The organism is Vibrio quintilis, assembly GCF_024529975.1.
In the GTDB taxonomy this organism is placed as follows: Bacteria; Pseudomonadota; Gammaproteobacteria; order Enterobacterales; family Vibrionaceae; genus Vibrio; species Vibrio quintilis.
The window spans coordinates 1196315-1220059 of sequence record NZ_AP024898.1 but is presented as its reverse complement, the minus strand read 5'-3'; the positions used below and the strand labels follow the sequence as shown (position 1 = coordinate 1220059).

At 46.3% G+C, this 23745-nt stretch carries 23 protein-coding genes; 11 read left to right on the top strand and 12 right to left on the bottom strand.

Features of this window, described 5'->3' with window-relative positions:
• Nucleotides 1-277: 277 nt before the first annotated feature.
• Together OC443_RS23965 and OC443_RS23960 are read left to right on the top strand one after the other, a co-directional pair.
• Nucleotides 278-3460, top strand: coding sequence for a S8 family serine peptidase (locus tag OC443_RS23965; RefSeq protein WP_159440344.1), 3183 nt, complete (start codon nt 278-280; stop codon nt 3458-3460).
• Nucleotides 3461-3762: 302 nt separating this feature from the next.
• A complete protein-coding gene (locus OC443_RS23960; protein ID WP_073584157.1) occupies nt 3763-5094 on the top strand; it encodes a hypothetical protein in 1332 nt (443 codons plus the stop codon).
• A gap of 116 nt (nt 5095-5210) precedes the next feature.
• Here the strand turns inward: OC443_RS23960 and OC443_RS23955 are convergent, their stop codons facing one another.
• Nucleotides 5211-6227, bottom strand: coding sequence for a 1-aminocyclopropane-1-carboxylate deaminase (locus OC443_RS23955; RefSeq protein ID WP_073584279.1), 1017 nt, complete (start codon nt 6225-6227; stop codon nt 5211-5213).
• Nucleotides 6228-6402: 175 nt separating this feature from the next.
• On the opposite strand from OC443_RS23955, the gene OC443_RS23950 reads away from it, so the two are divergent.
• A complete protein-coding gene (locus tag OC443_RS23950; RefSeq protein ID WP_073584155.1) occupies nt 6403-6867 on the top strand; it encodes an Lrp/AsnC family transcriptional regulator in 465 nt (154 codons plus the stop codon).
• Here OC443_RS23950 and OC443_RS23945 read toward each other — a convergent pair.
• From OC443_RS23945 to OC443_RS23935, 3 genes are all read right to left on the bottom strand, one after another.
• Nucleotides 6827-7402, bottom strand: coding sequence for a GNAT family N-acetyltransferase (locus OC443_RS23945; RefSeq protein WP_073584153.1), 576 nt, complete (start codon nt 7400-7402; stop codon nt 6827-6829). The genes OC443_RS23950 and OC443_RS23945 overlap by 41 nt on opposite strands.
• Nucleotides 7403-7882: 480 nt before the next feature.
• Nucleotides 7883-8203 carry a phage holin, lambda family gene (locus OC443_RS23940; protein WP_073584151.1) on the bottom strand — a complete coding sequence of 107 codons (321 nt, stop codon included), beginning with the start codon at nt 8201-8203 and terminating at the stop codon, nt 7883-7885.
• A 47-nt stretch (nt 8204-8250) separates the two neighbouring features.
• The gene (locus tag OC443_RS23935) at nt 8251-9510 is read right to left on the bottom strand and encodes a glycoside hydrolase family 68 protein (protein ID WP_073584149.1); all 1260 of its coding nucleotides are present in this window, start codon (nt 9508-9510) and stop codon (nt 8251-8253) included.
• Between the two features lie 270 nt (nt 9511-9780).
• Between OC443_RS23935 and OC443_RS26445 the strand changes: the two genes are divergently transcribed.
• The 5 genes from OC443_RS26445 (at nt 9781) to OC443_RS23915 (ending at nt 13210) form a co-directional block, all read left to right on the top strand.
• Nucleotides 9781-9975 (top strand): ogr/Delta-like zinc finger family protein, encoded by a 195-nt coding sequence (locus tag OC443_RS26445; RefSeq protein WP_073584147.1) that lies wholly within the window; start codon nt 9781-9783, stop codon nt 9973-9975.
• 371 nt (nt 9976-10346) lie between these two features.
• Nucleotides 10347-10547 carry a hypothetical protein gene (locus tag OC443_RS23930; RefSeq protein ID WP_073584143.1) on the top strand — a complete coding sequence of 67 codons (201 nt, stop codon included), beginning with the start codon at nt 10347-10349 and terminating at the stop codon, nt 10545-10547.
• A gap of 227 nt (nt 10548-10774) precedes the next feature.
• Entirely contained in the window at nt 10775-11320 is a 546-nt protein-coding gene (locus OC443_RS23925) for a GNAT family N-acetyltransferase (RefSeq protein ID WP_073584141.1), read from the top strand.
• A gap of 184 nt (nt 11321-11504) precedes the next feature.
• The gene (locus OC443_RS23920; protein ID WP_073584139.1) at nt 11505-11801 is read left to right on the top strand and encodes a hypothetical protein; all 297 of its coding nucleotides are present in this window, start codon (nt 11505-11507) and stop codon (nt 11799-11801) included.
• A 104-nt stretch (nt 11802-11905) separates the two neighbouring features.
• A complete protein-coding gene (locus OC443_RS23915) occupies nt 11906-13210 on the top strand; it encodes an inosine/guanosine kinase (RefSeq protein ID WP_073584137.1) in 1305 nt (434 codons plus the stop codon).
• 75 nt (nt 13211-13285) lie between these two features.
• On the opposite strand, the gene OC443_RS23910 is transcribed toward OC443_RS23915, so the two are convergent.
• The 4 genes from OC443_RS23910 to OC443_RS23895 form a co-directional block, all read right to left on the bottom strand.
• Nucleotides 13286-14206, bottom strand: a complete 921-nt coding sequence (locus OC443_RS23910) for a histone deacetylase family protein (RefSeq protein WP_073584135.1) — start codon at nt 14204-14206, stop codon at nt 13286-13288.
• A gap of 30 nt (nt 14207-14236) precedes the next feature.
• Entirely contained in the window at nt 14237-14638 is a 402-nt protein-coding gene (gene vapC / locus OC443_RS23905) for a type II toxin-antitoxin system tRNA(fMet)-specific endonuclease VapC (protein WP_073584133.1), read from the bottom strand.
• Entirely contained in the window at nt 14638-14871 is a 234-nt protein-coding gene (gene vapB / locus OC443_RS23900) for a type II toxin-antitoxin system VapB family antitoxin (RefSeq protein ID WP_073584131.1), read from the bottom strand. Before vapB ends, vapC begins: the two co-directional genes overlap by 1 nt.
• 416 nt (nt 14872-15287) lie before the next feature.
• Nucleotides 15288-16331 (bottom strand): alkene reductase, encoded by a 1044-nt coding sequence (locus tag OC443_RS23895; protein ID WP_073584129.1) that lies wholly within the window; start codon nt 16329-16331, stop codon nt 15288-15290.
• A 163-nt stretch (nt 16332-16494) separates the two neighbouring features.
• On the opposite strand from OC443_RS23895, the gene OC443_RS23890 reads away from it, so the two are divergent.
• Both OC443_RS23890 and OC443_RS23885 read left to right on the top strand, forming a co-directional pair.
• Nucleotides 16495-17064, top strand: coding sequence for a TetR/AcrR family transcriptional regulator (locus tag OC443_RS23890; RefSeq protein ID WP_073584127.1), 570 nt, complete (start codon nt 16495-16497; stop codon nt 17062-17064).
• A 127-nt stretch (nt 17065-17191) separates the two neighbouring features.
• Nucleotides 17192-17917: a protease inhibitor I42 family protein gene (locus OC443_RS23885; protein WP_073584277.1), complete on the top strand. Its 726-nt coding sequence runs from the start codon at nt 17192-17194 to the stop codon at nt 17915-17917.
• A 219-nt stretch (nt 17918-18136) separates the two neighbouring features.
• On the opposite strand, the gene OC443_RS23880 is transcribed toward OC443_RS23885, so the two are convergent.
• Nucleotides 18137-18724 (bottom strand): hypothetical protein, encoded by a 588-nt coding sequence (locus tag OC443_RS23880; RefSeq protein ID WP_073584125.1) that lies wholly within the window; start codon nt 18722-18724, stop codon nt 18137-18139.
• Between the two features lie 131 nt (nt 18725-18855).
• Nucleotides 18856-19662, bottom strand: a complete 807-nt coding sequence (locus tag OC443_RS23875; RefSeq protein WP_073584123.1) for an SDR family NAD(P)-dependent oxidoreductase — start codon at nt 19660-19662, stop codon at nt 18856-18858.
• A 261-nt stretch (nt 19663-19923) separates the two neighbouring features.
• On the opposite strand from OC443_RS23875, the gene OC443_RS23870 reads away from it, so the two are divergent.
• The gene (locus tag OC443_RS23870; RefSeq protein ID WP_143169358.1) at nt 19924-20091 is read left to right on the top strand and encodes an entericidin EcnAB; all 168 of its coding nucleotides are present in this window, start codon (nt 19924-19926) and stop codon (nt 20089-20091) included.
• 148 nt (nt 20092-20239) lie between these two features.
• On the opposite strand, the gene OC443_RS23865 is transcribed toward OC443_RS23870, so the two are convergent.
• Together OC443_RS23865 and OC443_RS23860 are read right to left on the bottom strand one after the other, a co-directional pair.
• Nucleotides 20240-22141: a methyl-accepting chemotaxis protein gene (locus tag OC443_RS23865; RefSeq protein ID WP_073584121.1), complete on the bottom strand. Its 1902-nt coding sequence runs from the start codon at nt 22139-22141 to the stop codon at nt 20240-20242.
• 334 nt (nt 22142-22475) lie between these two features.
• A complete protein-coding gene (locus OC443_RS23860) occupies nt 22476-23618 on the bottom strand; it encodes a YibE/F family protein (RefSeq protein ID WP_073584119.1) in 1143 nt (380 codons plus the stop codon).
• Nucleotides 23619-23745: the final 127 nt, after the last annotated feature.

Here is a 23745-nt window from a genome sequence, read left to right as displayed (position 1 = left end):
CTTGAATTTCTTTATATTATACCTGGCATTAATCTAATCCTGATAACTTTATTCCGGATTCCTTCCCTGAAATAGCATAATGAACACTGATGGCAATTCTGTCATTTGTGGTGTGGGTTTTATTTTGTATTTTATCTATGTTAAAAATAATGAGCATTATAATAAATAAATTCCATTATCTTAAATTTAATTTCGCACCAAATTTGCGAGAGGTATCGGTCATACCTTTCATCCGGAAAGGATTTCCACAATGAAAATAATCAGGAGATTGATGCGAGTGAATTCACAACATGTGTTAATAAAAATAGTTCCCTGGCTGATGGCTTGCGCAGCAGCGATGTCATCTGTTCATGCCGCGGAATTAAAGGTAATTACCAAAGGGCAGGGGCATGCGCCTGTCTCTTCCACCACGGAAGGGAACGCGAAATCGCTATCTGCAGGTTTAAAAGCTCAGGCGAACCCGTCAGCGGTCGCCAGATATATCCTGGTTGGCCAGGCACCGTCAGTGGCAAGTTACCGGGGCAGTATTGAAGGCTATGCCAGTACCAAATCGCTGAGTACCGGAAAGCTGAATATGCGCAGTTCGGCTGCGATTGCTTATCAGGGTTACCTGAAAACGACGCAGGCAGAGTTAATCAGTCAGATCGAAGCAACTCTGGGACGGGGTGTAAACGTCACCGGGCAAATGCAGGTGGCGATTAATGCGATCGTCATTGAGCTGACTGCGTCTGAGGCGGCAAAAATCAGTGCATTATCCGGGATAGAATCGATCACCAGAGATCGGGTCTCAAAGCTGAAAGGCAGCCAGACGATCACAGATGCTTCAGGTGCGTCCCGGAGCGGGTCAAAGCGATTCCATCACAGCGCTCAGATGATGAGTGCTTCGCGATCTGTGTTAACTGCGGATGCGACAGATATCTCCGAACTTCAGGGCGGATTTACATGGATTAAAGCCAATGACTTATGGCAGGGTGTCTCCCGGGCACAAGGTACTTTTGGTGACGGAGCTATTGGTCAAGGTACTGGTAAAAGCACGATGGGCGAAGGCATGGTTGTCGGCGTGATTGACAGTGGTATTAACCCGCACAGTCCTTCATTTGCGGTCACCGGCGGTGACGGATACACAGTCAAAAATCCCCGCAGCAGCTACTACGGTGTGTGTGACCCTAAATCATCGGTCTATGACGCAACGTTTCCCTGTAATGATAAACTGATTGGCGCCTGGGGTTACTCCGGTATCGACAACGGGAGTCCGGTCGATACCAATGGCCACGGTTCACACACTGCCAGTACAGCGGCAGGTAATGTGGTTTACGGGGCTTCCCTGACGACAAAAATGGGGTCGACAATTACCCGCGATATTGCCGGTGTGGCACCACACGCGAACGTGATTGCTTACCGGGCTTGTAATGAAAATGCGCGGTGCCCTGAATCTGCCATGCTGGCGATGATTGATCAGGCGATTCAGGACGGTGTTGATGTGATTAACTTTTCAGTGGGTGTCGTCCACGGCAGTGACCCTTGGGTTGCCACTGACGGTAAAGCGTTTTTATCGGCGATGGACGCCGGTATTTTTGTGGCCGTTTGTGCCGGAAACTCAGGTCCGGGAGCAGGAACAATCTGGACGCCGGCCAATTCTCCGTGGGTAACGGCGGTTGCGGATGGTTCACAGCAGGTGATCTATAAAAATGCTCTGATTGATATGCAGGGTGGAGACACACCACCACCGGAGCACATTGCAGGTGAGTGGATCACAGACAGCTACGGTCCGGCCGAAATTATCGATGCGGGTCAGCTGGGCAATACCTATTGCGAAAAAGACAAATTTACCACGAAGTTTGACGGGGCGATTGTTGTCTGCCGATACAGCACAGAGGTCAGTACTGAAGATCGTGAAGCCGCAACCTTTGACAACGGTGCCGGTGCGGTGGTGATCGTTGCCCGGAAGGAAAACTCGAATCAGGTGCCAATGGGGCCGGGATTCCTGCTGGCGATTGAGCAGGAAAAACGCAAAGTCGTGATTACATACCGCGATGGTCAGCGCCTGCTTGCCTGGCTGGATTCAGGTTCAGGTCACACAGCAACGCTATCGGGCACCCGGCCTGAAGTGGATCCCGGACTGGCGGACATTCTGGCTTATGATACATCCCGCGGGCCGAATAAAGTGGCAACCAGTGTGGTTAAACCGGATATCACCGGGCCGGGCAAAGGTATCTTTGCCGCGTTTAAAGAAGGTTATGCGATTGAATATGGCACCTCAATGGCTTCACCTCATATTGCCGGCGGCGCTGCGCTGCTTCACTCGATTCATCCGGACTGGACGCCGATGCAGATTCAGTCTGCGATGATGACCACGTCAACACCGTGGGTCAGAAAAGCTGACGGGTTAAGACAGGCAACACCATTTGATATGGGCGCCGGAAGACTTGATCTGGAAAGGGCCGCACGGGCCGGTTTATTGCTGGATGAAACCCGGGATAACTTCCTGAAGGCTGATCCGTATGAAGGTGGTGACCCGGCGGCGCTGAATCTGGCTTCTCTTGGTCAGCAATCCTGTATTCTGAGCTGTTCATGGCAGAGAACTGTCACCAACGGTCAGGACATCACCACGCACTGGCTGTATCAGTACACGCCGTTTATCAGTGTCTCACCGGCTTATTTCAGCCTCGCTCCCGGAGAAAGTCAGACCATCACATTTACCGTGGATATGATGAATTCGCCGGCAGATGCGTGGCGCTTTGATCAGATTACGCTGAAATCGTTAACTTACGGTGTGCCGGATGCTCATTTCCCGATGGCAGCATTCAGTGCCAGCAGTAACTTTAATCAGCTGACCGGTGTGGATATTGTTGCGAAGAAAGAAGAAGGCAGCACGACCATCAGCGGGTTGAAAGCGCGCACAGTGACTGATGCTCAGGTGACCATTTACGGCCCGCAAAAACCGACTCAGTTCTCGGATACTATTTCCTTTGCGGATAATAACTACGGCTGGTACTACTACGATTATATTGTTCAGGTGCCGGAAGGTGCGAAAAGGCTGGTGGCCGATATCACTCAGACCGATGCCAAAAATCTGGAAATCTATGTCGGAGAGGGAACGGAAGTTGATTTTGAACACTACAGCTATGCGGCGAATAACTACCTTCGTTCCGATCAGTACCTGAATGTGCCGGTGCCTGATTCGGAAACGATCTGGATTGCGGTACGTGGTTACCGGGATGGCAACCCGCCGACATTCAGCTATCAGCTTGATGTGGCGATGCTTTCAGCTTCACCGGAGCATCTGAGTGTTAATGTGCCGGAATTTGTTCCGGCCGGTCAGCGATTCAGTGCTGAAGTCAATTATCAGCTGCCGGGCTCTGAAGCCGGAGAACGTTACTATGGCGCATTTACGATGGGGACAGACAGCGAACACCCGGATAATCTCGGCGCGATTGGACTGAATTTTATACGCAAATAACCTTGTACTGACGATGATATTTTTATTGTACGTCAGTTTGACTCACAGCCAGAGGCACCGTCCTCTGGCTGTGAGTCAAACGCATGATCTGAAACTTTCATTGTGTTATTCAACGCATCTCTGATAATATTTCCGGACTCCCCTTCAAAAGGCTGTGTGACATGTAACCTGAAATACCTTCGATTGATTCATTCTGATGACGGAACTGTTTGCTGCTGATACGGGCTTTTTGCCTGATTTTTCAGCACCAAAACATTGCCGGTGATCAGAGATTTTTAAGGTAGATTTACAGGTGATTATTTATGTTGCATCAAATGGCAACAATGTGCATAAGCCGCTGGTTCTGCATGATGTGCGTGTGTATTTTCTCTCATCAATTCTTGATTGGATTATCCGTTTACATCTCCGTCAGACTTTCATCGGCCCTGATTGAGCAGGGGCTTGGCAGTCAGGATGTGAATATTTATGTGCTCATTTATATCTTGCTGATGGTTTTGCCCTATTTGCCGGGATATTTTGCTGACTACTGTAAAATCCGCTGGGAATCATCAGCTCTGGCAGATTTCTGGTCAGAAAAAGCCGGTGTATATCAAACCGCCCCATCGGCATATAAGCTTGGTTTTTATACAGCGCAGGTGCGGGATGTGTATGGCAGGTTTACTCAGTTTTTTCAGTATGGTCTGAGTTCTCTGCTGAATTTTTCATTCAGTCTGGCCATGATCGGGATCTATATTGATGGCCGGTTTTTACTGGCAATTCTGATCACGATTGTGCTGGTTTTTATCGTCAGCCGGCAGACAAACCAACCAATGACGCGGTTGTCAGAAAATGAATCAAGGCAAACGTCGTCTTTGACCCATCATCTGAAAGAGATTCATCCAAATGCGATCAGCGGTAATGTGATTAACCGGCAATGCTGGCAGAACCGGGTGCTGAAACATATACGTCGTTTTTGCCGGGCCAGAAATACCCATGCCGGTTTTCAGTCGGGTGTGTTCCTGTTGTCTTCTTTGTTCAGCCTGTTACCGACATCGGGATTGATAGCCTGGCTGATCCTGACACCGGAAACCAGCGATGCGGTATTGCTGGCTGTCGTGATCAACCTGACGCGAATCTATCATCTGATTGGTTCGATTAATGATGTGATTGAAATTGTTTTATCGCTGCCTTCAGTTCAGGGGTTACTGAATACACTGCGTGAATTTGATCGGGTGGAAGCGCCATCTTCGTCAATGCGTCTGTCACAGATTGAAGTGAATCACCAATCTGCGGCGCAGTTTGCGTTATCCGGGATTCGTCAGGGGCGTTACCGGATTCGCGGAAAAAACGGTAGCGGCAAAACCACCTTTCTGCGCCAGCTTGAAAGGGAGCAGGATATTCTGTATTTCAATCCGGCAAGGCGGGTTGACTGGCCGTGGCCCGCCGATAGCGGATTGTCTGACGGACAATACAGCAGGCGATGTCTGGAATGGTTGCTGACAGAGACTGATCGTCCACTTGCATTAGATGAATGGGATGCGTTTCTTGATGTCACAAACCGGGAGCAGTTCAATCAGCTGATTGAAGCGCAGTCATGCCGGCGGGTGATTCTGGAAGTGAGGCAAACGGACTCTGCTGATATGGTCGTTTCCTGAGAACTCTGAGGATTGATCATTCAGGAAAGACGCCCGGCAGGTCCGGGCGTTTCTGATGCTGCGGCTTAACCATTGCGGCAGATTTGCCGTTACGATAAATGAGCCGTTACGGCAGATTAACCGTTACGATAGATATAGCTGTAGGCATTTATCGCCGGGACGCCACCCAGGTGAACATACAAGACTTTTGACCCTTGCGGGAAATAGCCCTTGCGGGTCAGATCAATCAGCCCCTGCATTGATTTTCCCTCATAAACCGGGTCTGTCATCATGCCTTCGGTTTTTGCTGCAATCCGGATGGCATCATTTGTCTCTTCAGAAGGCACTCCGTAAGCCGGATAAGCGTAGTCATCAATAATCGTGATGTCGTCTTCCTGAATCGGTTGTTCCAGCTCAACCAGATCAGCAGTATGCCGGGCAATGCGTAATACCTGAGCATGGTTTTTCTCCGGCGTACCGGATGCGTCAATACCGATCACCCTGCGGCTGCGCCCATCTTCAGCAAATCCGACAACCATACCGGCCATGGTTGAGCCCGTTACTGTACACACGACGATGTAGTCAAACTTTATTCCCATTTCCGCTTCTTGCTGGCGGACTTCTTCAGCAAACGCGACATAACCCAATCCGCCATATTTATGTTCCGACGCACCGGCAGGAATCGGGTAGGGGTGCCCGCCTTTGGCTTTCACGTCTTCAATCGCATTCTCCCAGCTTTCCCGGATGCCAATATCAAATCCTTCATCAACCAGTTCGACAGTGGCACCCATCACCCGGCTCATCAGAATATTTCCGACCCGGTCATAAACCGCATCCTGAAACGGTACCCAGCTTTCCTGAACCAGCCGGCATTGCATACCGATTTTTGCCGCAGTGGCTGCGACTAAACGGGTATGGTTGGACTGTACACCACCAATAGTAACCAGTGTATCCGCACCTGAAGCGATGGCATCCGGTACAATATATTCCAGTTTTCTGATCTTGTTACCACCAAATGCGAGACCGCAGTTGCAGTCTTCCCGCTTGGCATAAATCTCTACATCACCGCCAAGAAACTCACTCAGGCGGGGGAGTTTTTCAATGGGTGTTGGTCCGAAGGTCAGGGGGTAACGCTCAAATTGTTCCAGTTTCATTTGTCTCTCCATGTGATGTCTGAATATCCCGAAATCTGAATATGCTGAAAAGACTACTGGATCTGCGCTGAAATGTGCTTTCATTATTGTTGTTATATTTTTATTTATATTTTGAAATTGATGTCTGATATTGTTAATAATTAAATTAATCTGACATAAAATGGAATAATCTTTCATGACGATATCTCTGGACCGGACCGATCTGAAACTCCTGCGTTTACTCCAGCAGGAAGGACGCATGTCAAACGCTGAGCTGGCTGAAAAAGTGAATATCAGTGCACCCACCTGCCATCGCCGGGTTGAACGCTTGTTTGATGCCGGTGTGATTCAGTCTGTCCGGGCTGTTGTTAACCCGCAGGCGGTTGCAAAAGGAACACTGGTGATGGTTGGCGTCGTGCTTGATCGCTCAACGCCGGAGAGTTTTTCTGAATTTGAAGCAGCTGTGGTACAAATTCCGGTGATCATTGATTGCCAGCTGGTTGCCGGAGAGTTTGACTATTTTCTCCGGGTCAGAGTCAACGACATGGAAGATTTCAATCGTCTGCATGCCAGCCACCTGATAGCTTTGCCTGGTGTGCGTCAGATCCGCTCTTTCTTTGTTATGAAAGAAGTGATTGACAATTCGCCTCTGAAATTCTGACGGCCGGGTTGTCATCTTCCAGCGTCAGCCGCAGCACTGGTTTTTCTTCATATTCTTCCAGTACGCCCTCAATCCGGAAGCCGAGGCTGGTCAATAAGATTTTTGATGGCTGATTATCGAAGTAAACATCGGCCATGATCTGATGAAAACCCTGCTGTTTCAGCTGCCGGATGAGTTGTGCGACAGCTTTTCGTCCATATCCCTGACGTTGAAAGGCGGGGGCAATCCAGTAGCTGATAAATGCGCTGTCTCCGGTATCCTCTCCCCAGGCGACACTGCCGACAAGTCCATGTTTACGATGCCAGATACCCAGGCGGACTTTATGCGCATAGCCATCGCCGTGAACAAAGTCCTGCGCCTGTTTTAATGTATGAATGCGTTCAATGGCGAGATTATCGCAGACACCATCAGAAAATAATGCCAGCAGGCGGGTTGCGTCGTGATGTTGTAAAGGATACAGCTTTACCCCCGGTACAGAATGCCATGTTTGAGGGAATGACAGAGGCTGTTGATCGTTGTAATGACAGTTTTTCATAAGATAATCAGTATCATGAAGCAGGGTAATGAGGAGTAGTTTCCTGTTTACCGGCACTTTAAAGTTGGTATTGAGTTGTTAAAGCGTCCGCTCAACCCGTCAGATTAACTGATCCGGAAAAAACACGTTTAGAATGCTGTTGTCATCCGCATAATCTGCTGAATTTATTTATACCCAAGCAACCTGAAGATGCAGGGTTCAGTGAGATTTGTCTCAAAGCCAGACAAACTCACCCGAAGGGCGTGAGCTGAATCATGAATCTTCAGGTTGCTTGGGTATATGACCTTAACGCCAGAGACGGGAAAAAACACGGTGTGATTGAGGATTTGTGACGGGTAGCCTGAGCCGTATGGCCGGAGAGCCGGAGAAACAGCAACTGCGGCACAGGAGACATCCCTGTCGGACCCCGTATCCATGCTGATTTCATGTTATCCGGGTATAAAACATGAAGGACTGTTGTGTAAAAAATCAATAGTCATATCACGAAATTTTTCCTGATATAAACCGGTTAATCCATGAGCTTATTTTATTTGCACCCATGAAACCAATAAATCCACCAATTGATACTGTGAACTGATTTGATATTCCGAAATATTCTATTATTGATACAGATATTAATGTCAGGCAACCACACATGATGCCTTCAAAAATGATTTCTGATAAACCTCCGCCTGAATAAATAACTCTGACTGTTGCCAGAAAAAATGAGGTGAGCAGACTCAGAATAATTGAGTCTCCTTTAAAGAAAGATCTTATCAATTCGAAAGAACTATTTACATCTAAAGAGATATTTATATCCATTGTCCCTCCAAAGTCAGGTGGTGCATATTGATGCACCACCTGTCCGGCTATTTAATGAAAATGTTTTCCATTGGCGGAATAAATCCATAGTCGTATTCTTTGACGACAAAGGTCCGGTTCCCTTCAATTTTGATCTGCACCGTTGGTGCCTCGGTTCCTCCGATACGGTAGTCACCATCATAATCACTGTCATCCGGTGCAGGAACGCTGTCAATGAATGATGTCACCAGACCATTCGGCATGACGCAATGTGAATAGGTCTGGAAAGGCTGGGAAGAAGGATTTCCCAGTACCAGGCCGGAGCCATTTAAGGGTTCATAAGGTCCGAACAGTGAGTCACTGACAAAGCCATAAACGCCGTCCGGTCCGGTCAGGCCATCCGCATAGGTAAACTGGTGGCTGATAGTGAACAGATAATACTTGCCGTCTTTGAATACGAAATGCGGCCGCTCTGTCTGGTCGTTGACACCGACGGCGGTAATCAACGGCGGCAGCAACTGCCAGTCATCTCCTTTATCGTCTTTGGCAACAGCAAGGCCAATACATCCGGCCTGATACTTTGCGCCGCCAACATCTTCATGGCCCGGCGGTACATCTCCCATATCTTTCGATGTGATCTGATGGCTGCCGCGTTTACCGGCAACATTGCCTTCAAAGACCATATAGAGCCTGCCGTCATTCGGGTCTGTAAACGGACTGGGATCCCTGAAATTCCAGTAAGTATTTTGCGCTTCGGTCTGGTAATAAAAGCCATCAGCGGTAAATAGTTCAGTCACTTCATGAAAGTCCGATAACTGAACACTATCTCCGGTTTCAGTGATATGTCCTCTGACTTTAGCAATCGTTGCATCCGGGTTGACGCAGGTATAATAGAGCTCAATTTCGCCCTGATCATTGAGAAGGATTGGCGTGCCGGCCCATTCTCTGGCGGTTGGAGACACACCATCGGCCATCACCCTGCCACCGAATGCCCAGCTCTGACCATCTTTGGCATACCAGTAACAGATTCTTGCCCGGCCGTGTCTTGCATTCCAGTCCGAAGTAATATCATAGCTGCCGTCTTCATTTTGATAGTTTTCAGGTTCTCTGATTGCTGTCAGAGTGAAAATAACAGACCATCCGTTGACTGAAACAATGGTGCCATCTAATTTTCGCAGTGGCATGGTATCCCAGATAAAAAGCGTTTCATCCATCACAGGAAATTCAAGATCAACCGTTGGCTGCGTTGTTGTCGGATCATCGAATTTCACTTTCAGTGCGTCAGCGCGGGACCATGCAGTCGTAATAACTTTATCTTGTAATAACATAATTTAACCTCTCTTGTTTAAGGAGGCTTAATAAAACCATATTTATTCATGAACAAATATTAAATATGGTTTTTTCATTAGTCACACAACAAACTTAATACTTCACTGTTGTGTAGGAAATGATAGATTAAAAACAAGCGGAAAACATATAAATAATAAATGATTATCAGAAACAGAACGATAGCAACTATATATAAAAATAACAATAAAATTGAACGTATTACCTCTGAATCTTTTTATTATTTAGGAATATAAATTAGGTAAATAATTATGATGCGTTGTCCAATTTGTAATAAACCAGCACATATAAGAACCAGCCGCTACCTGACAAAAACGACCAAGGAATCTTATTATCAATGTCAAAATATAATATGCTCTTGTACATTTAAAACAATAGAAAGTCTGGATAAGATTATTTGTTCTCCTTTGAATGAAGCAGAAAATAAAGAGGTATGCCATGTCTGAATACATCTTTATACCCAAGTGACATCAAGATCCATGTTCAGCGAGAATGGATTGGTTTCTGACCAAGGCACTGATTTGAAGATAGAGTCATTCTACGTTGAAAATCAGTCACGCTGCATCAGAACCTGACAAACTCACCCGCAGGACGTGAGCTGAAAGGCACATTTCTGTGTCAGGATAATTTGAAAGGTGGGGACTTGAACTGTACCTTTCGGCTGCACGCTGAATCATGCATCTTGAGGCTGTTTGAGTATATAACCCTGAAAGCCATTCCCGATGGTGAAAATTTGCGTGAGATGACTCGTACCCATGTCGAAGCATGTAAAACGCAAAAAAATGTTCGTGAAGTCGATATTGAATAGGTGGTTGCTATGTCCACATTTCAAATTATCGTGTTAATTGTTGGTGGCGGGTTACTACTGCCTGGTGGCTATTCAGGATGTGTGCTCTTTGCCCGTTCATTAAAGATCTCAGATAAGTTTGGTGATGAAACCAATGTCGGTACACTTTGGGGATTATTTATTCTGGGGCTATCGGCAAGTTTGTTATTGATGTGGCTGGTTTTACCCTGAAATGGATATATTCAATGGGTTAACTTTTTGCACTTTGTTCTGTTTAGTGTAGTTGCCGGGCCTTATGGATAATATGGTCATGGCAGGCATATCTTTGCCTTATAAATGAATACCTTCTGAGGCGATCATACATATTGTTAAAAATTCCTTCCAATGTTGTGAAAAATAATTGGTATAATTATTATGAATTTAGTTTCATTTTGTCAAATGACACGGAGGAAATAACAATGGAAATCAGACAATCAACTGAATCAGACCGCTGCGGAATTCTTGAAATTCACCAGCATGCTTTTGGCGATGATAAAGGAAGTGTGATTGCAAAACTTGTTGATGATTTAATGCATGATACGACGGCAATGCCGGTCCTGTCTTTAGTGGCAGTTGAAGGTAAGCGCCTTGTGGGCCATGTGCTGTTTACCAAAGCTGAGGTTAACGGAGCTGATGTACCGTTATCTGCCCAGATACTGGCACCGCTTGCAATTATACCGGATAGCCAGAAAGGTGGAGTCGGGTTGCAGCTAATCAATGAAGGGTTAGAACAACTCAAACAGGCGGGAGTGGATTTTGTTTTTGTGTTAGGACATGCGGATTATTACCCACGATGTGGATTCCGTCCGGCGGGTTCTTTAGGCTTGAGTGCACCTTATCCGATTCCGGAAGAGCATGCCGGAGCATGGATGGTCCAGGAGCTGAACCACAATTATCTTGGCCAGGTCAAAGGCACTGTTCAGTGCTCGCAAGCGTTGAGTGAACCACAACACTGGCGGGAGTAATCCTGCTTTGTTGTGCGATTTTTTCGCATTTGATGATTCAATATGTGATATTCATTCACACATAAGAACAAACTTATTCTTCAGGTGTTTTTATTTCTATACTCTCACTGACTGTTTTTCCGGGGATCACGCATATTTTTGCCCTGTTTTATCAGTGGATTTATAACGTATTGGAGATCTGAGAATGAGACCTTTGATCAGGTTTATTGCACATTTAGTTTTTTTTATTGGCTTAAGTCTGTTAGTTCTTTTTCCCCGTCACCAATATGAGTGGACACCCGGGATGGAACCATCGGTTTCTGTTTCTTATGACGATGTGATTACTATTCACAGTATTCTGTTTATGCTGATGGTACTGGGGGTTATGATTATCTCGCAGCTTGGCCTGATTGCGATGTCAACCAACAGTAAAGAGAGAAAAAGATCACTGATCTTTATCGTGGCATCCATTGTTGTCTGGTTCCTCTGGTATTCAGAATGATGTCGCGCCGGGTTTTCCCGGCCGGAAAAATTGCACCTCTGTCACGGACCATATAAAATTGCGCCCTTTGTTATCAATGAACGCTATCAACAAACAGGCGCAGTATGAAGTTTCCCGGTCAACGAAAATCAAAGCACTATTTCCCTGTCTCTGAGCGCGACACGCTCATCGTCCCGAATACAGCAAATCACACCTTAACTTTTAACCATGTCATTGGTATGGCACAGGTTATCGTTGATATTGAGGCGAAAGTACCTGACGCGCTGATTGAGAAGTATGAGTTATCTCCTGGTCAGTCTCTGGTCATCGATGATGTGAAAGCGGAAGCGTTATATCAGGAGCTGGCAGAGCGTCAGCTGATTACCGATCAGTTTGCTGGTGGCACTATCGGGAATACCTTACATAACTATTCTGTGCTGGCGGATGCCAAATCGACATTGCTGGGGGTGATGAGTGAAAACATCCGGATTGGTAGCTATGGATATCAGTATTTATCCAATACATCCAGCCGGGTTGATCTTAATTATCTTCAGGGGGTGGATGGTCCGATCGGGCGTTGTTTTACGCTGATTTCAGATAACGGTGAAAGGACCTTTGCGATTAATGCCGGCAAAATGAATTATCTCCGTTCTGATAGTATCCCGGAAGCGATCTTTAAAACGGCTTCTGCGCTGGTATTAAGTTCTTATTTGCTGCGTTGTAAAGAAGGCGAACCAATTGCTAATGCTGCAATGCAGTCAATTGAGTATGCAAAAAAATATCATGTACCGATTGTGTTAACGCTGGGCACGAAATACATGATCGCGCAGAACGTGGATTTCTGGCAGTCATTTATTCGGGATCACATCACCGTGGTTGCGATGAATGAAGAAGAAGCGCAGGCTCTGACAGGCATTGCTGACCCGCTGCAGGCGGCAGATAAAACACTGGACTGGGCAGATATGGTGCTGTGTACCGCCGGGCCTGTCGGTTTGTTCATGGCTGGTTATACCGAAGATGAAGCGAAAAGAGAAACCAGCCGGCCTTTATTGCCAGGGTCAATTGCGGAATTTAATCAGTATGAATTTAGCCGGCCAATGAGGAAGAGTGACTGCTCTCAACCTGTCAGAGTCTATTCTCACATCTCTCCATACATGGGCGGGCCGGAAAAAATAAAAAATACCAATGGTGCCGGTGATGCAGCCCTTGCCGCGATCCTGCATGATATGGCCGCCAATGGGTTCCATCAGGCGAATGTGCCTAATTCGCGAAAACATGACTACAGCTGCCTGACTTATTCTTCTTTTTCTCAGGTGTGTAAATATGCGAACCGTGTCAGCTACGAGGTATTGGTACAGCATTCACCGCGTTTATCGAGAGGATTGCCGGAGCGCGAAGACTGCCTTGAAGAGTCATACTGGGACCGGTAACGATAATTGCTTCAGTTCTGATAATTTTACCGGTCTTTGTCAGTGCGGTTACGCTTTCATCCCCTCATTCCGTGACTATTTCCGGGAACAGGCATGCTGGTATGCCGCATCAATCAATCGCATGTGATGCGGCACCAGAGCACCATGATCGGTTCTGTAACCACCGCCAACAACACAGGCCATCGGGATTTGCAGACGATGTGCCTGTGAGATCATCCACTGATCCCGCTCTGCAATTGCGCCTGAAGAGACATTCAGATGACCCAGCTCATCTTCTTCATGAATATCAACACCTGCATCGTAAATGATCAGATCGGACTGATGATGAGATAAAGCCATCGTTACGACTTCCCGGAATGCCGTCAGGAAAGTTTTATCTGTGGCGAATTTTTCGAACGGGATATCGTAGTCAGAGGGTGGTTTACGGGAGGGAAAATTTTTCTCACAATGGAAAGAAACCGTGATGATTTGCCGGTTGTTCTGACACAAGCTTGCAGTGCCGTCTCCGTGGTGGACGTCACTGTCGATAATCATCACTGTGTCGATGTCTGGATGCTTCAGAGACTGATGTGCGGCCAGTACCAGATCATTGATCAGACAAAATCCGCTGCCGAAATCATGATGAGCATGGTGATAGCCGCCGCTGAGGTGAATGGCTAGCCCATGTTGCTGAGCCAGCGCAGCGGTCATCACGGTTCCTCCGGCTGAATAACGGGTGCGCTCGATCAGCATGTCGCTCCAGGGAAAACCAATCCGGCGCATTTTTGCGGCCGGTAACCGCCCGTTGAATAATGCCTCGGTATAATCCTGAGCGTGCACTTCAGTAATTACATCCAGTGGTAGTTTTTCCGGGACGAACCAGATGAACGGCTCTGATCCGTAATCAGCCTGAATGACTTCATACAACAGCCGGTACTTATTCATCGGATAGCGGTGGCCTTCAGGTAACTCAAGAACAGAGTATATCGGGTGATATATCAGAGGTATGGCTGTCATTCATGTCTCGTCTTTTTTCTGATGAACCGTTCAGGCGATCCAGTTTTCTACCCGCAGGGCTTCAACCCGTGTAAATTCCCGCATGTTGTTCGTCACAATAACCAGGCCTTCACTTCTGGCGTGGGCTGCAATATGTAAATCATTGATACCAATAGGTATTCCCTGTATTTCGAGCATCGCACGGATATCACCATAATGCGCAGCTGCTTTTGGTGTGTAGTCCAGTATTTCAAGGCGGGAAGTAAAATCTTCAACCTGCCGCATGTTGTGTTCTGGCCGGGCGCTTTTTTCCGCACCGTGTATCAGTTCTGCCAGTGTGACGGAACTGATACACAACTGCCCGACACAACGATTGAAGCTTTCAAGGACTTTAATCGGCCTTTTTTTGATGATGTAGATCACGATATTTGTATCCAGCATATATTTCAGCATCAGAATGGCTCCCGCTCTTGCTGTTCTTGCGATGCACGTTCCGTCATAAAATCATCACTGACGGCTTCTTCTGATGTGAAAAAACTATCCCAGGTATTATCAACCGGGGAGAGAATACGTTCTTTACCGACGACTCTGACTGTCACTTTTTTTACCTCTTCCGGGAAGCGGGTTCCGGCAGGAAGACGGACCGCTTGTGAACGGTTATTGGTAAATACTGAACCTGTAGCCATACTACATTCCTTGAATCGATATCATGCTATATACATAGTCTATATAGCATGACGACCGGGTGCAACGAAGACATCAGCCTTGTCATGCTATATGGGCATGCTGGTCTCAGTATCATACTGTTTTTATTGCTTGTTACTGGTGTTTGATATTTTCATTTGTTCAGCGTACACAAGGTTGAAAACCGGGTAAACAGATAATGGCCGATGACAGCGGTTCAGAAGATGATATTGCGGCAGATCACAGTTTTTTATGAAATATGTGTGTCAATGAAGTATGTGGAAAATGGAGTCAGATAACCCTGAGAAGGTGATTAAAAAATGGCCTGCACCGAAAAGGCAGTGGAAAAAAGTGCAGGCCGGATTGAGAGTCAATCAAAAATGGTTTCCCCGGGGTCAACTGACCCTGGGTATATGATTTAAATCAGCTCAGTCAGCATTTCCTCTGAATATTCTTTCAGTGGTTCACCTGAGCGGACTGTACTGACGTAATCAGGGTTCGCAATCAACGGGCGACCGATTGCCAGTAAATTAAATTTATTTTCCTGAATTGCCTGCGAACCGGTGTCTGCTGTATAACTACCGACACCGATCAGCGTCCCGGAATATTTTTCCCGTAAATATTGTGAGGTTGTTGCTCCTCCCAGAACATCAAATGTCATACTGTCATCAAAAATGCCGGCATGCAGATAAGCAAGGCTTCGGGTTTCTAATGCAGGTAACAGGTAGTCGAACACGGCACGATCGCGCGAATCGGGTTTTAATCCAAAGTATGCCCCCGGAGATAAGCGCAAACCTGTACGGTCAGCACCGATACGTTTGATCACTTCATCAACTACTTCAAGGGCAAAACGGGCCATATTCTCCGGACTTTCTCCGTAATGATCGTCACGTTGATTGGTATCAAAGTGAAGGAACTGGTCAATCAGATAACCATTGGCTCCGTGAATTTCTACGCCATCAAATCCGGCTTCTACTGCATTTTCTGCCGCCTGGCCATAATCCGTAATCAGCTGATTGATATCTTCTGTTGTCACCGCTTTGGGAACAGTATATTCAAGTTCACGCATTCGTGGCACTGAACCTTCAGCTGCCAGTGGAGAAGGCGCCAGTGCATCACCACCATGAAAATGTGGGTGAGCAACCCGCCCGGTGTGCCAGAGCTGAAGGAAAATCTTCCCGTCACTGGCATGAACCGCATCTGTGACTTTTTTCCATCCGGCAATCTGTGCAGCGGTGAAAATTCCTGGCGTGTTCGGATAGCCTTGTCCGTCCGGCCGGATAATTGTCGCTTCAGTAATGATCAGTCCGGTTTCTGCCCGGCGTGCATAATATGCTGCCATCGCTTCGGTTGGAACCAAATCTTCACTGGCCATGCAGCGTGTCAGTGGTGCCATAATAATCCGGTTTTTCAGTGTGAGTGTGCCGTTTAGTGGATAAGGCTGAAATAGTACGTCTGTCATAACCTGTTTTCCTTTTGCTGAGCGTCATCATTAATGGATGGGATCTATCCTAAGCTATTCTTGAACGATCATTCAATATATTTTTGAATGATCGTTCAGGAATGTTTGTTTCATGGGTCAGGAAACAGTAAAGTGGTGGTGAGAAAACAGAGAGGAATGGACCATGAGAGTGGCTGAGTTTGATCGCGAGAAGGTGCTTTGTGCCGCGATGAATGCTTTTGTTGACAAGGGTTACAACAAAACCAGTATGCAGGACCTGAAACAGGTGACCGGGTTGCATCCGGGATCAATTTACTGTGCATTCGGTAATAAACGGGGACTGTTGCTGGCGGCACTGGAGCATTATGCTCAGTCATCCCGACAAAAATTTGAGAGCTGTTTCACCAGTCAGCAAACCATTGTCGAAGGGTTCCGGTGTTATTTTGAGTTGCTTCTTCACTCCTGTGAACATCAGACGGGGTGCCTGATGCAAAAGGCCTTGAGTGATATGCACCAACAGGATGATGACATGGAAAGTCATATTTGCCGGTTATTGTCTGACTGGCAGGCGCTGATTACAGAAAAAATCAGCCTGGGCCAGCAGCGGGGAGAAATATCATCACAACAAAATGCCCGGATGCTCAGCCATTACCTGGTGATGAGTATTTTCGGGTTGAGAAGCTATTCTCATTTGTCCTCAGACCCGGAAGTATTGCGTGGCCTGGTTGCACAGGTATTGTCCAGCCTTCAGTAAATGTTGACAATATGCAATGTGATTGTATAAAACTCCGCGGTTCAATCTAAATGATACTAGACTGATATTGTTAATCCGTCTTCTGAAACAGGCGCGAATGACTGATCACATGTCAGAAGGAATCATTATGAACTCATCGAATACAAAAATAGTTAAATCAGGCAGTACTTTTCAGATCTCGTTAAAAGGAAATATGAGCACGGGATATCGCTGGTGTCTTGCCCGGTTACCGGAGTCTTTGTGTTTGGTTGGTGAAGAGTTGTATTCCGATCCTCATCCGCCACAGGTCGTTGGCGTCGGGGATACCCAGGTTTTTTATTTTAAAGCGATGAAAAGTACGCTTGCGCCGGAATCCCTGTCCTTTATCCGCATGCGCGTCTGGAATGATGACATTATCGAAGAACAGGTATGGCAGGTGACGGTCAGCCAGAATGAAAATGAAGTCTCCTATCAGGTCGTGAATAACTATGTTGTCGGTCATGAAGTTAAAGCTGGTAAGCATTATTTTATTTTTGATAAATTTGATCAGTTTCAGAAAGTTTTTTATCCCGCAGCTGTGATGGGTTCTCAACGCTGGCTGACAGTGGAAGATTTCGCTCATCATGTTGTCATCGCGGTGATTGAACCTGAAAACAACGCCGTCTCCGATTATGAATTTAAACAGACGCCACATATTTCCGGCCACACTTTGGTTATTGATTATGTCTGCAAAGAGAACCCTGCACCCGAAACCACTTTCCGCTTCAGTAAGATTCTGATGGTCCAGCGGGGTGATTACGAGCAGGTGACTTTTATCGATAACGGAACAGAAAAAGAGACGTTACCTGTAGCAAATGATAGTGCGCTGGTCTGAACAGATTTGGTACGGCTGATTTTTGTATAAATAGCGGGTTTTTTATTCAGGTCCGTTTTCAGAAATGACAGGCTGATACCCAAGCAACCTGAATCATGCATCTTCAGGCTGTTTGAGTATCAGTCAGATTGAAAATCACATGCCTTACACAGGGACAGACGTTGCCTGCTATGTTTGCCGAAGCCGCCGCCTTCTGGTCGTTTAAAGCATGCCTTTCCTTTACCGGGAAAAACAAGGCAGATTCGAGGTAAAATCATAGGCAAAAGGCTGACAAATGACTTCTTTTATGTGTTTGTCGCCTTTGTTCGCATAATTGAAGCCAACAATATATTGGCCGTCAGTACAGTCAGCAAACTCCCCTTTATTTAACGGGGTTCTTGTCCGGTGATTAATATTGACATCGATGAGTTCAAATTTAATCAGCTTTTTAAATACAAATGATTTACGTAGTTCCCTGCATTTAAATTTTTCAATACTACGTTGATTATTTGTCGCCCCGTCAGATTTATCCTGAACATAATATAAAGAGGTGACGATATAACCATTCGGACAGGTGTAGTCATTACTTTTGTGTCCCTTCATCGTCTTTATTTCTTCTTTACTGAACGCACCTTTGACAAAGGCGTGAGTATCGACGCTGACTTCTTCAACACTCAAATCTTTATCGCCACCGAGTCTCATGCCGTCAAATGGAGCATCATAGCCATACCAGGCTGTTTTCCCGTTACTGATATAACGATGGTTAGCTGCATAAATACTGGTACTGATAAAAAAACAGATTAAAAAAAGAGAAACGCCTCTTCCCATAATAAAATTCCGACTTTTTGTAATAGAAAACCCCTGAAATATAAAGGTAGGATATGAACTGAAAAAATAAAAGACAAATGGGCTTACAATGCAGGGTATATACCCACATGACCTCAAGATGCACCTTCAGGTTACTTGGGTATATAATCTGCAATTATTTTTTCGAGTAACCGGATGAGTTCTTTGCCTTTGTTTATATCCCGGGCGTCAGGGTGTGGCACGGTGAACTGGCCTGAATCATTATCAAAATACAATCCTCCAGCCTCTTTGAATTCATCGGACAAAGCGGCCTGAACCAATATATCAGCGCCGATACGAATATCTTTTCCGGCGATCCCGAAACCGTCTTTAACCATTTTACTTCCCAGTAAAGACCCCGGATTAACCGCAATAATCACTGGTGCATGGTGATCCTGTTGTTCTGACAGAGCATAAGACCACATGGTGATGGCTAACTTGCTTTGCGAATAAGCATTCATTGCTTCCATTTCACCACATTGCCCCATCAATGCCCCGATGCTTAATGGTGACTGCGCCGCAGAAGATAAATTGATGATCCGGCCATGCTGACTGAATAAAGGTAATAGTTTTTTGGTCAGCAAATAGGGTGCAACCGTATTCACGACAAAACGAACATCCAGCCCGTCCGCTGTTCTTGAGTGGGGAGTTCTCAGAATGCCGGCATTATTAATTAATACATCAAGTGACTGATGCTTTTCGGTGATGGTTTCTGCAAAGCGTTTTACATCCGCAAGATCTGACAGATCTGATAAATAACTGTCCGTTTTTCCCATTGCGGAAAGGAGGACTTCTGTTTTTTGTAATTTTTCCGGATTGCGGCCATGAATTAACACATGATGGCCCTGCTCAACCAGGGTTCTGGCAGTCGCAAGTCCGATTCCATCTGTCGCACCTGTGATCAGTATTTTCTCAGGCATAAATTTCTTCCCTTGTCATCAACGATACACTTTTGAATCAACAGTGCGTACATTCCCGCATTCTCTTTCCTTGAACTGTACCTTTCGGCTGCACGCTGAATCCTGCATCTTCAGGTTGCCCGGGTATATATAAATAGTAGCGCGTGTTTTCATCATGATGCTGAAAAATTTAACGTGGCTCTGGCCTGATGTAATACCGACATCTATATACTTACAATCCGGTTGAACATGAAATAATCAGACGTATGTAAGGAGTATTCAATGAAGTTTATACTGACAGCAGTGACCATGGCACTTTTTCTTAGCGGGTGTTCCGGGACATGGGAAGGTGTGAAAAGTGATTCGGCTGAAATCTGGAGTAAGACCAAAGAAGTGACCAGTGACGCTGTTCAGGGAACAAAAGAAGCGATTCATGAAGCAACGGAGTAGGGCTGTTGGCCCTCTGTATGGCGCAAGCAAATATGCAATTGAAGGGCTGGGCCGTTCACTGGTATCAGAAAACATTCCCAAAGGGCTCCGGATTCATGCCAGGGAGCCTTCAGACTCAGGCTCCCGTCATGATAGATTTGCCCGCGTTTTACAGTTTAAACCGGCCTACAATGGAGGAGAGTTGCTGGTTTACATCCGAAATTTCCTGAGCATCATGATTGACCTGCTGCCCGTTCGTATCGAGTTCCCGGACGATATCGTTGATTGCGGACATATTCCGGCTGAGTTCCTGTGTCACACTGCTTTGCTCTTCTGCTGCCGTCGCGATTTGTGTACTCAGGTCATTAATTTCATCGACAAACCGGGTCATGGTTTCAAGGCTGCTTGATACTTCTCCGGCGCCTTCTGCGGTTTCCTGACATCTGTCTTTTGTGCTATCCATCGAGCCCACCACAACTTTGGTTCCTTTCAGCAAACTATCGAGTGCGGTTTCTATTTCTTCTGTACTATCTTTGGTCCTGCTGGCCAGATTCCGGACTTCATCCGCAACAACGGCAAAACCCCGGCCCTGTTCTCCGGCCCGTGCCGCTTCTATTGCTGCATTCAGTGCCAGTAAGTTTGTCTGCTCCGCAATATCACCGATCACATTCAAAATCGTATTGATATTTTGGGTTTCATCATTCATTTGCTGTACATCGAGTGCAGCTTTATCTACATCTGAGATTAAAGCCGATACAGTTTGCTGGGACTGTTCAACAATTCTGCGTGATTCAATACTTGTTTCATTGGCTTGCTGGGTCAGGTTTGCAGTATTTGCTGCATCCGTTGCCATTGATGAGGCGGTCGAATTCATCTCTTCGATGGCAGTTACGATTTGCTCGGTTTCTGAAACATGGCTCTGCAGAATAGAACTGCTTCGTTCAGACTGGTCTCTGAGGCGGCCTACGTTTGATTCTAAGGTCGAGGTGGCTCCCTTGATTTCGAGCATGATGTTCTGGAGATTTTCAATAAACCGGTTGACGCCATGCGCGATCTGTCCCAGCTCATCTTTACTTTCCACTTTCAGCCTCTGGGTTAAGTCACCATCTCCGCTGGATAAGGCTGTAATCGTATCCCTTAAAGACAGGATAGGGCGATATAGCCATTGAATTAAGGCATACGCAATTGCCACACTGATTAAAGTTGCAATAAAGGCGATAAGAATTGAATTATTTCTTGCTGCTTCCAGTGAGCCGAAAGCCACGGACTTATCAAGTCCTATCGCAAAATACCAGTTTTTATCCGCGACTTTAATCCGGTGTGAGAACAGCAGTTTATCCACCCCATTTAAGCTGTACTCTGTTACAGCACTTTCCTTACTGACTGCTTCCTGAGCTGCGTGGCGGAACCAGTCATAGTTCGCACCTTTCTCTCCGGCCTTGATTGCGTTTGATGACGATGCCAGGAATGTTGTGTCCTGAGTCATGATTACTGCAGCAGAACCTGGTATATCAATAGCCTGAGAAACAATTTCGTTTAAAAATGTCAGTTTGTATTCGACGGCAATGACGCCATCTTTGATCTTATCGACCATGGTGATCCAATAGTCACCATCAAAAAGGTAAGGGTTGGTGACAGTGGTGCTGCTTGATTTTCTGCCGGCCTGATACCAGCCTTTTTCTTTGACGTCGCCATCCAGTTTATGATTCGGCCAGCTTGCCGCAGTCTGGTTCCAGAAAGCATCACCATTTTCAAAAGCGATCAGCGCACTGTTCAGATTCATTGCTCTGGCCAGAAAGCGGGTTTGTTCGATCACTTCTTCATCACTTCCCGACAGGCCCTTGTTGATATACCGGCCTGACAGACTCCGGAGTCCTCCGGCTTTTTCGCCGATGATACCCTGAACATTGGCTGCTTTATTCTTTGTATAGGATCGTGTCTGATCCATCACAATATTATGAATTGTTTCTTTTTCATTCGAATAAAGTACATAACTTGATATAGCGACAGAGAGTCCAACCAGTAACATCACTGAAAAAATCAATAATTTTCTCATTCCAATCTGTTTCATTTGCACATCCTTTTATTTGACTGAACTGTCAATAATGAGTTTAGCACAGGGGTATGAAAAAGCGGTTATCCATTTGATAAGCTGTGATTTATATTCCCTGAAATTTCAGAAAGTGTTGTTTTTCCACATAAAGAGTGTGTGTCCCTGTTGTGCTGGTTTGGCTTTGCTACCCGGACTTTTCTGCTTATGGGACTACGGGAGCTTCCTGAATAAGGATTGATAGGCGTTCTGAATAACGTAAAGTTGGCGATACGATTGATACCCAAACAACCTGAATCCTGCATCTTCAGGTTGCTTGGGTATAATCATTTTCTATTCATTAGCGCTATACCCCTCAGATGATTTCCTTCTCCCGGATTTTCACCGGAAACAGCGCCGAACACGCCCATGCGGTCAGTGGAATCGTCAGGACAATACCGATACTGCCCGCCAGTCCATGTACCACAGCCATGGTGACCAACGGTGTATTGATAAACTGAATCACCGGCATGTTAAATCCCCACACCATCATCATGGTGGTCAGGGAGCCGCCGGCAATCGCGAGAATCAGCGTGTTGGTCATGGTACCCATGATGTCGCGGCCGATATTCATGCTTGCTTTGCGCAGTTGGGCCGGTGTCAGGGTTGGATCTGCCTGACTGAGCTCGTGGTAAGAAGAAGAGATGGAGATTGCAACATCCATGACGGCACCCAGCGCAGAAATCATAATCGCGGTAAACATCAGCCAGCGGATTTGAACCGGGTGAGCGGTGGTCAGATAAACAATGTCTTCACCTTTGTCCAGATAAATGCCGGACAGGTGCGCCATTTCCCCGAAGATCTGTGAAAATGCACCGGCGGCAATCACACCGAGCAGTGTGCCGATCATGGCGCAAAAGCTTTTGTGGTTATAACCGCAGACAAGAATATAATTGACGACGATTTTCAGCCCCATCAGCACAATAGTCAGCAGCACCGGGTTCCATCCGGCAAAAATTGCCGGAATTAAGACGCCGGTAATCAGTGCTGCTGTGAAATAGAGGGAAACTACCGAGTTCAGCCCTTCTTTTTTGCCAAAACTGAGCAGCAGCAGCAAAAAGATAGTCAGCATGGCGTAAATAGCAGGAGAGCGTTTGTGGTTGAATGCCCAGTAATATGGCTGTCCGTCCTTTTTCAGCCGGATCATCATAATAAAGTGATCGCCAGCTTGTACATACACATTATGCTGGCGGCTGAGCGGATTGGTGATACGGACTTCCTTCCCTTTTTCTGCACCTTCTAAAATCTTTGCGAAGAAGATTTGCCGGCCGGTGATAACCGAGGGTACATGAGGATCGGGAGACAACTCCTGAGAAACCATCCGGGTGACTTTCGCTTCAACAAAGTGTTGAACCAGTGGAGATTTCGGACGAATGTGCTCACTCAGGCCGGGAGAGAAACAGAAAATGAGGGTGGAAATCAGCGCAATGATGATCGGAAAACTATATTTTTTCAGCATGTTTTTATGATGTTTGAACGATGATTAAATCAAAGGTTATGAGCCAACAGTGATGAATGAATCATGATTAACTCACGGTGATCTGCAATAATCAGCAACGGGCGATATCCCGTTGCTGATTGAGGTG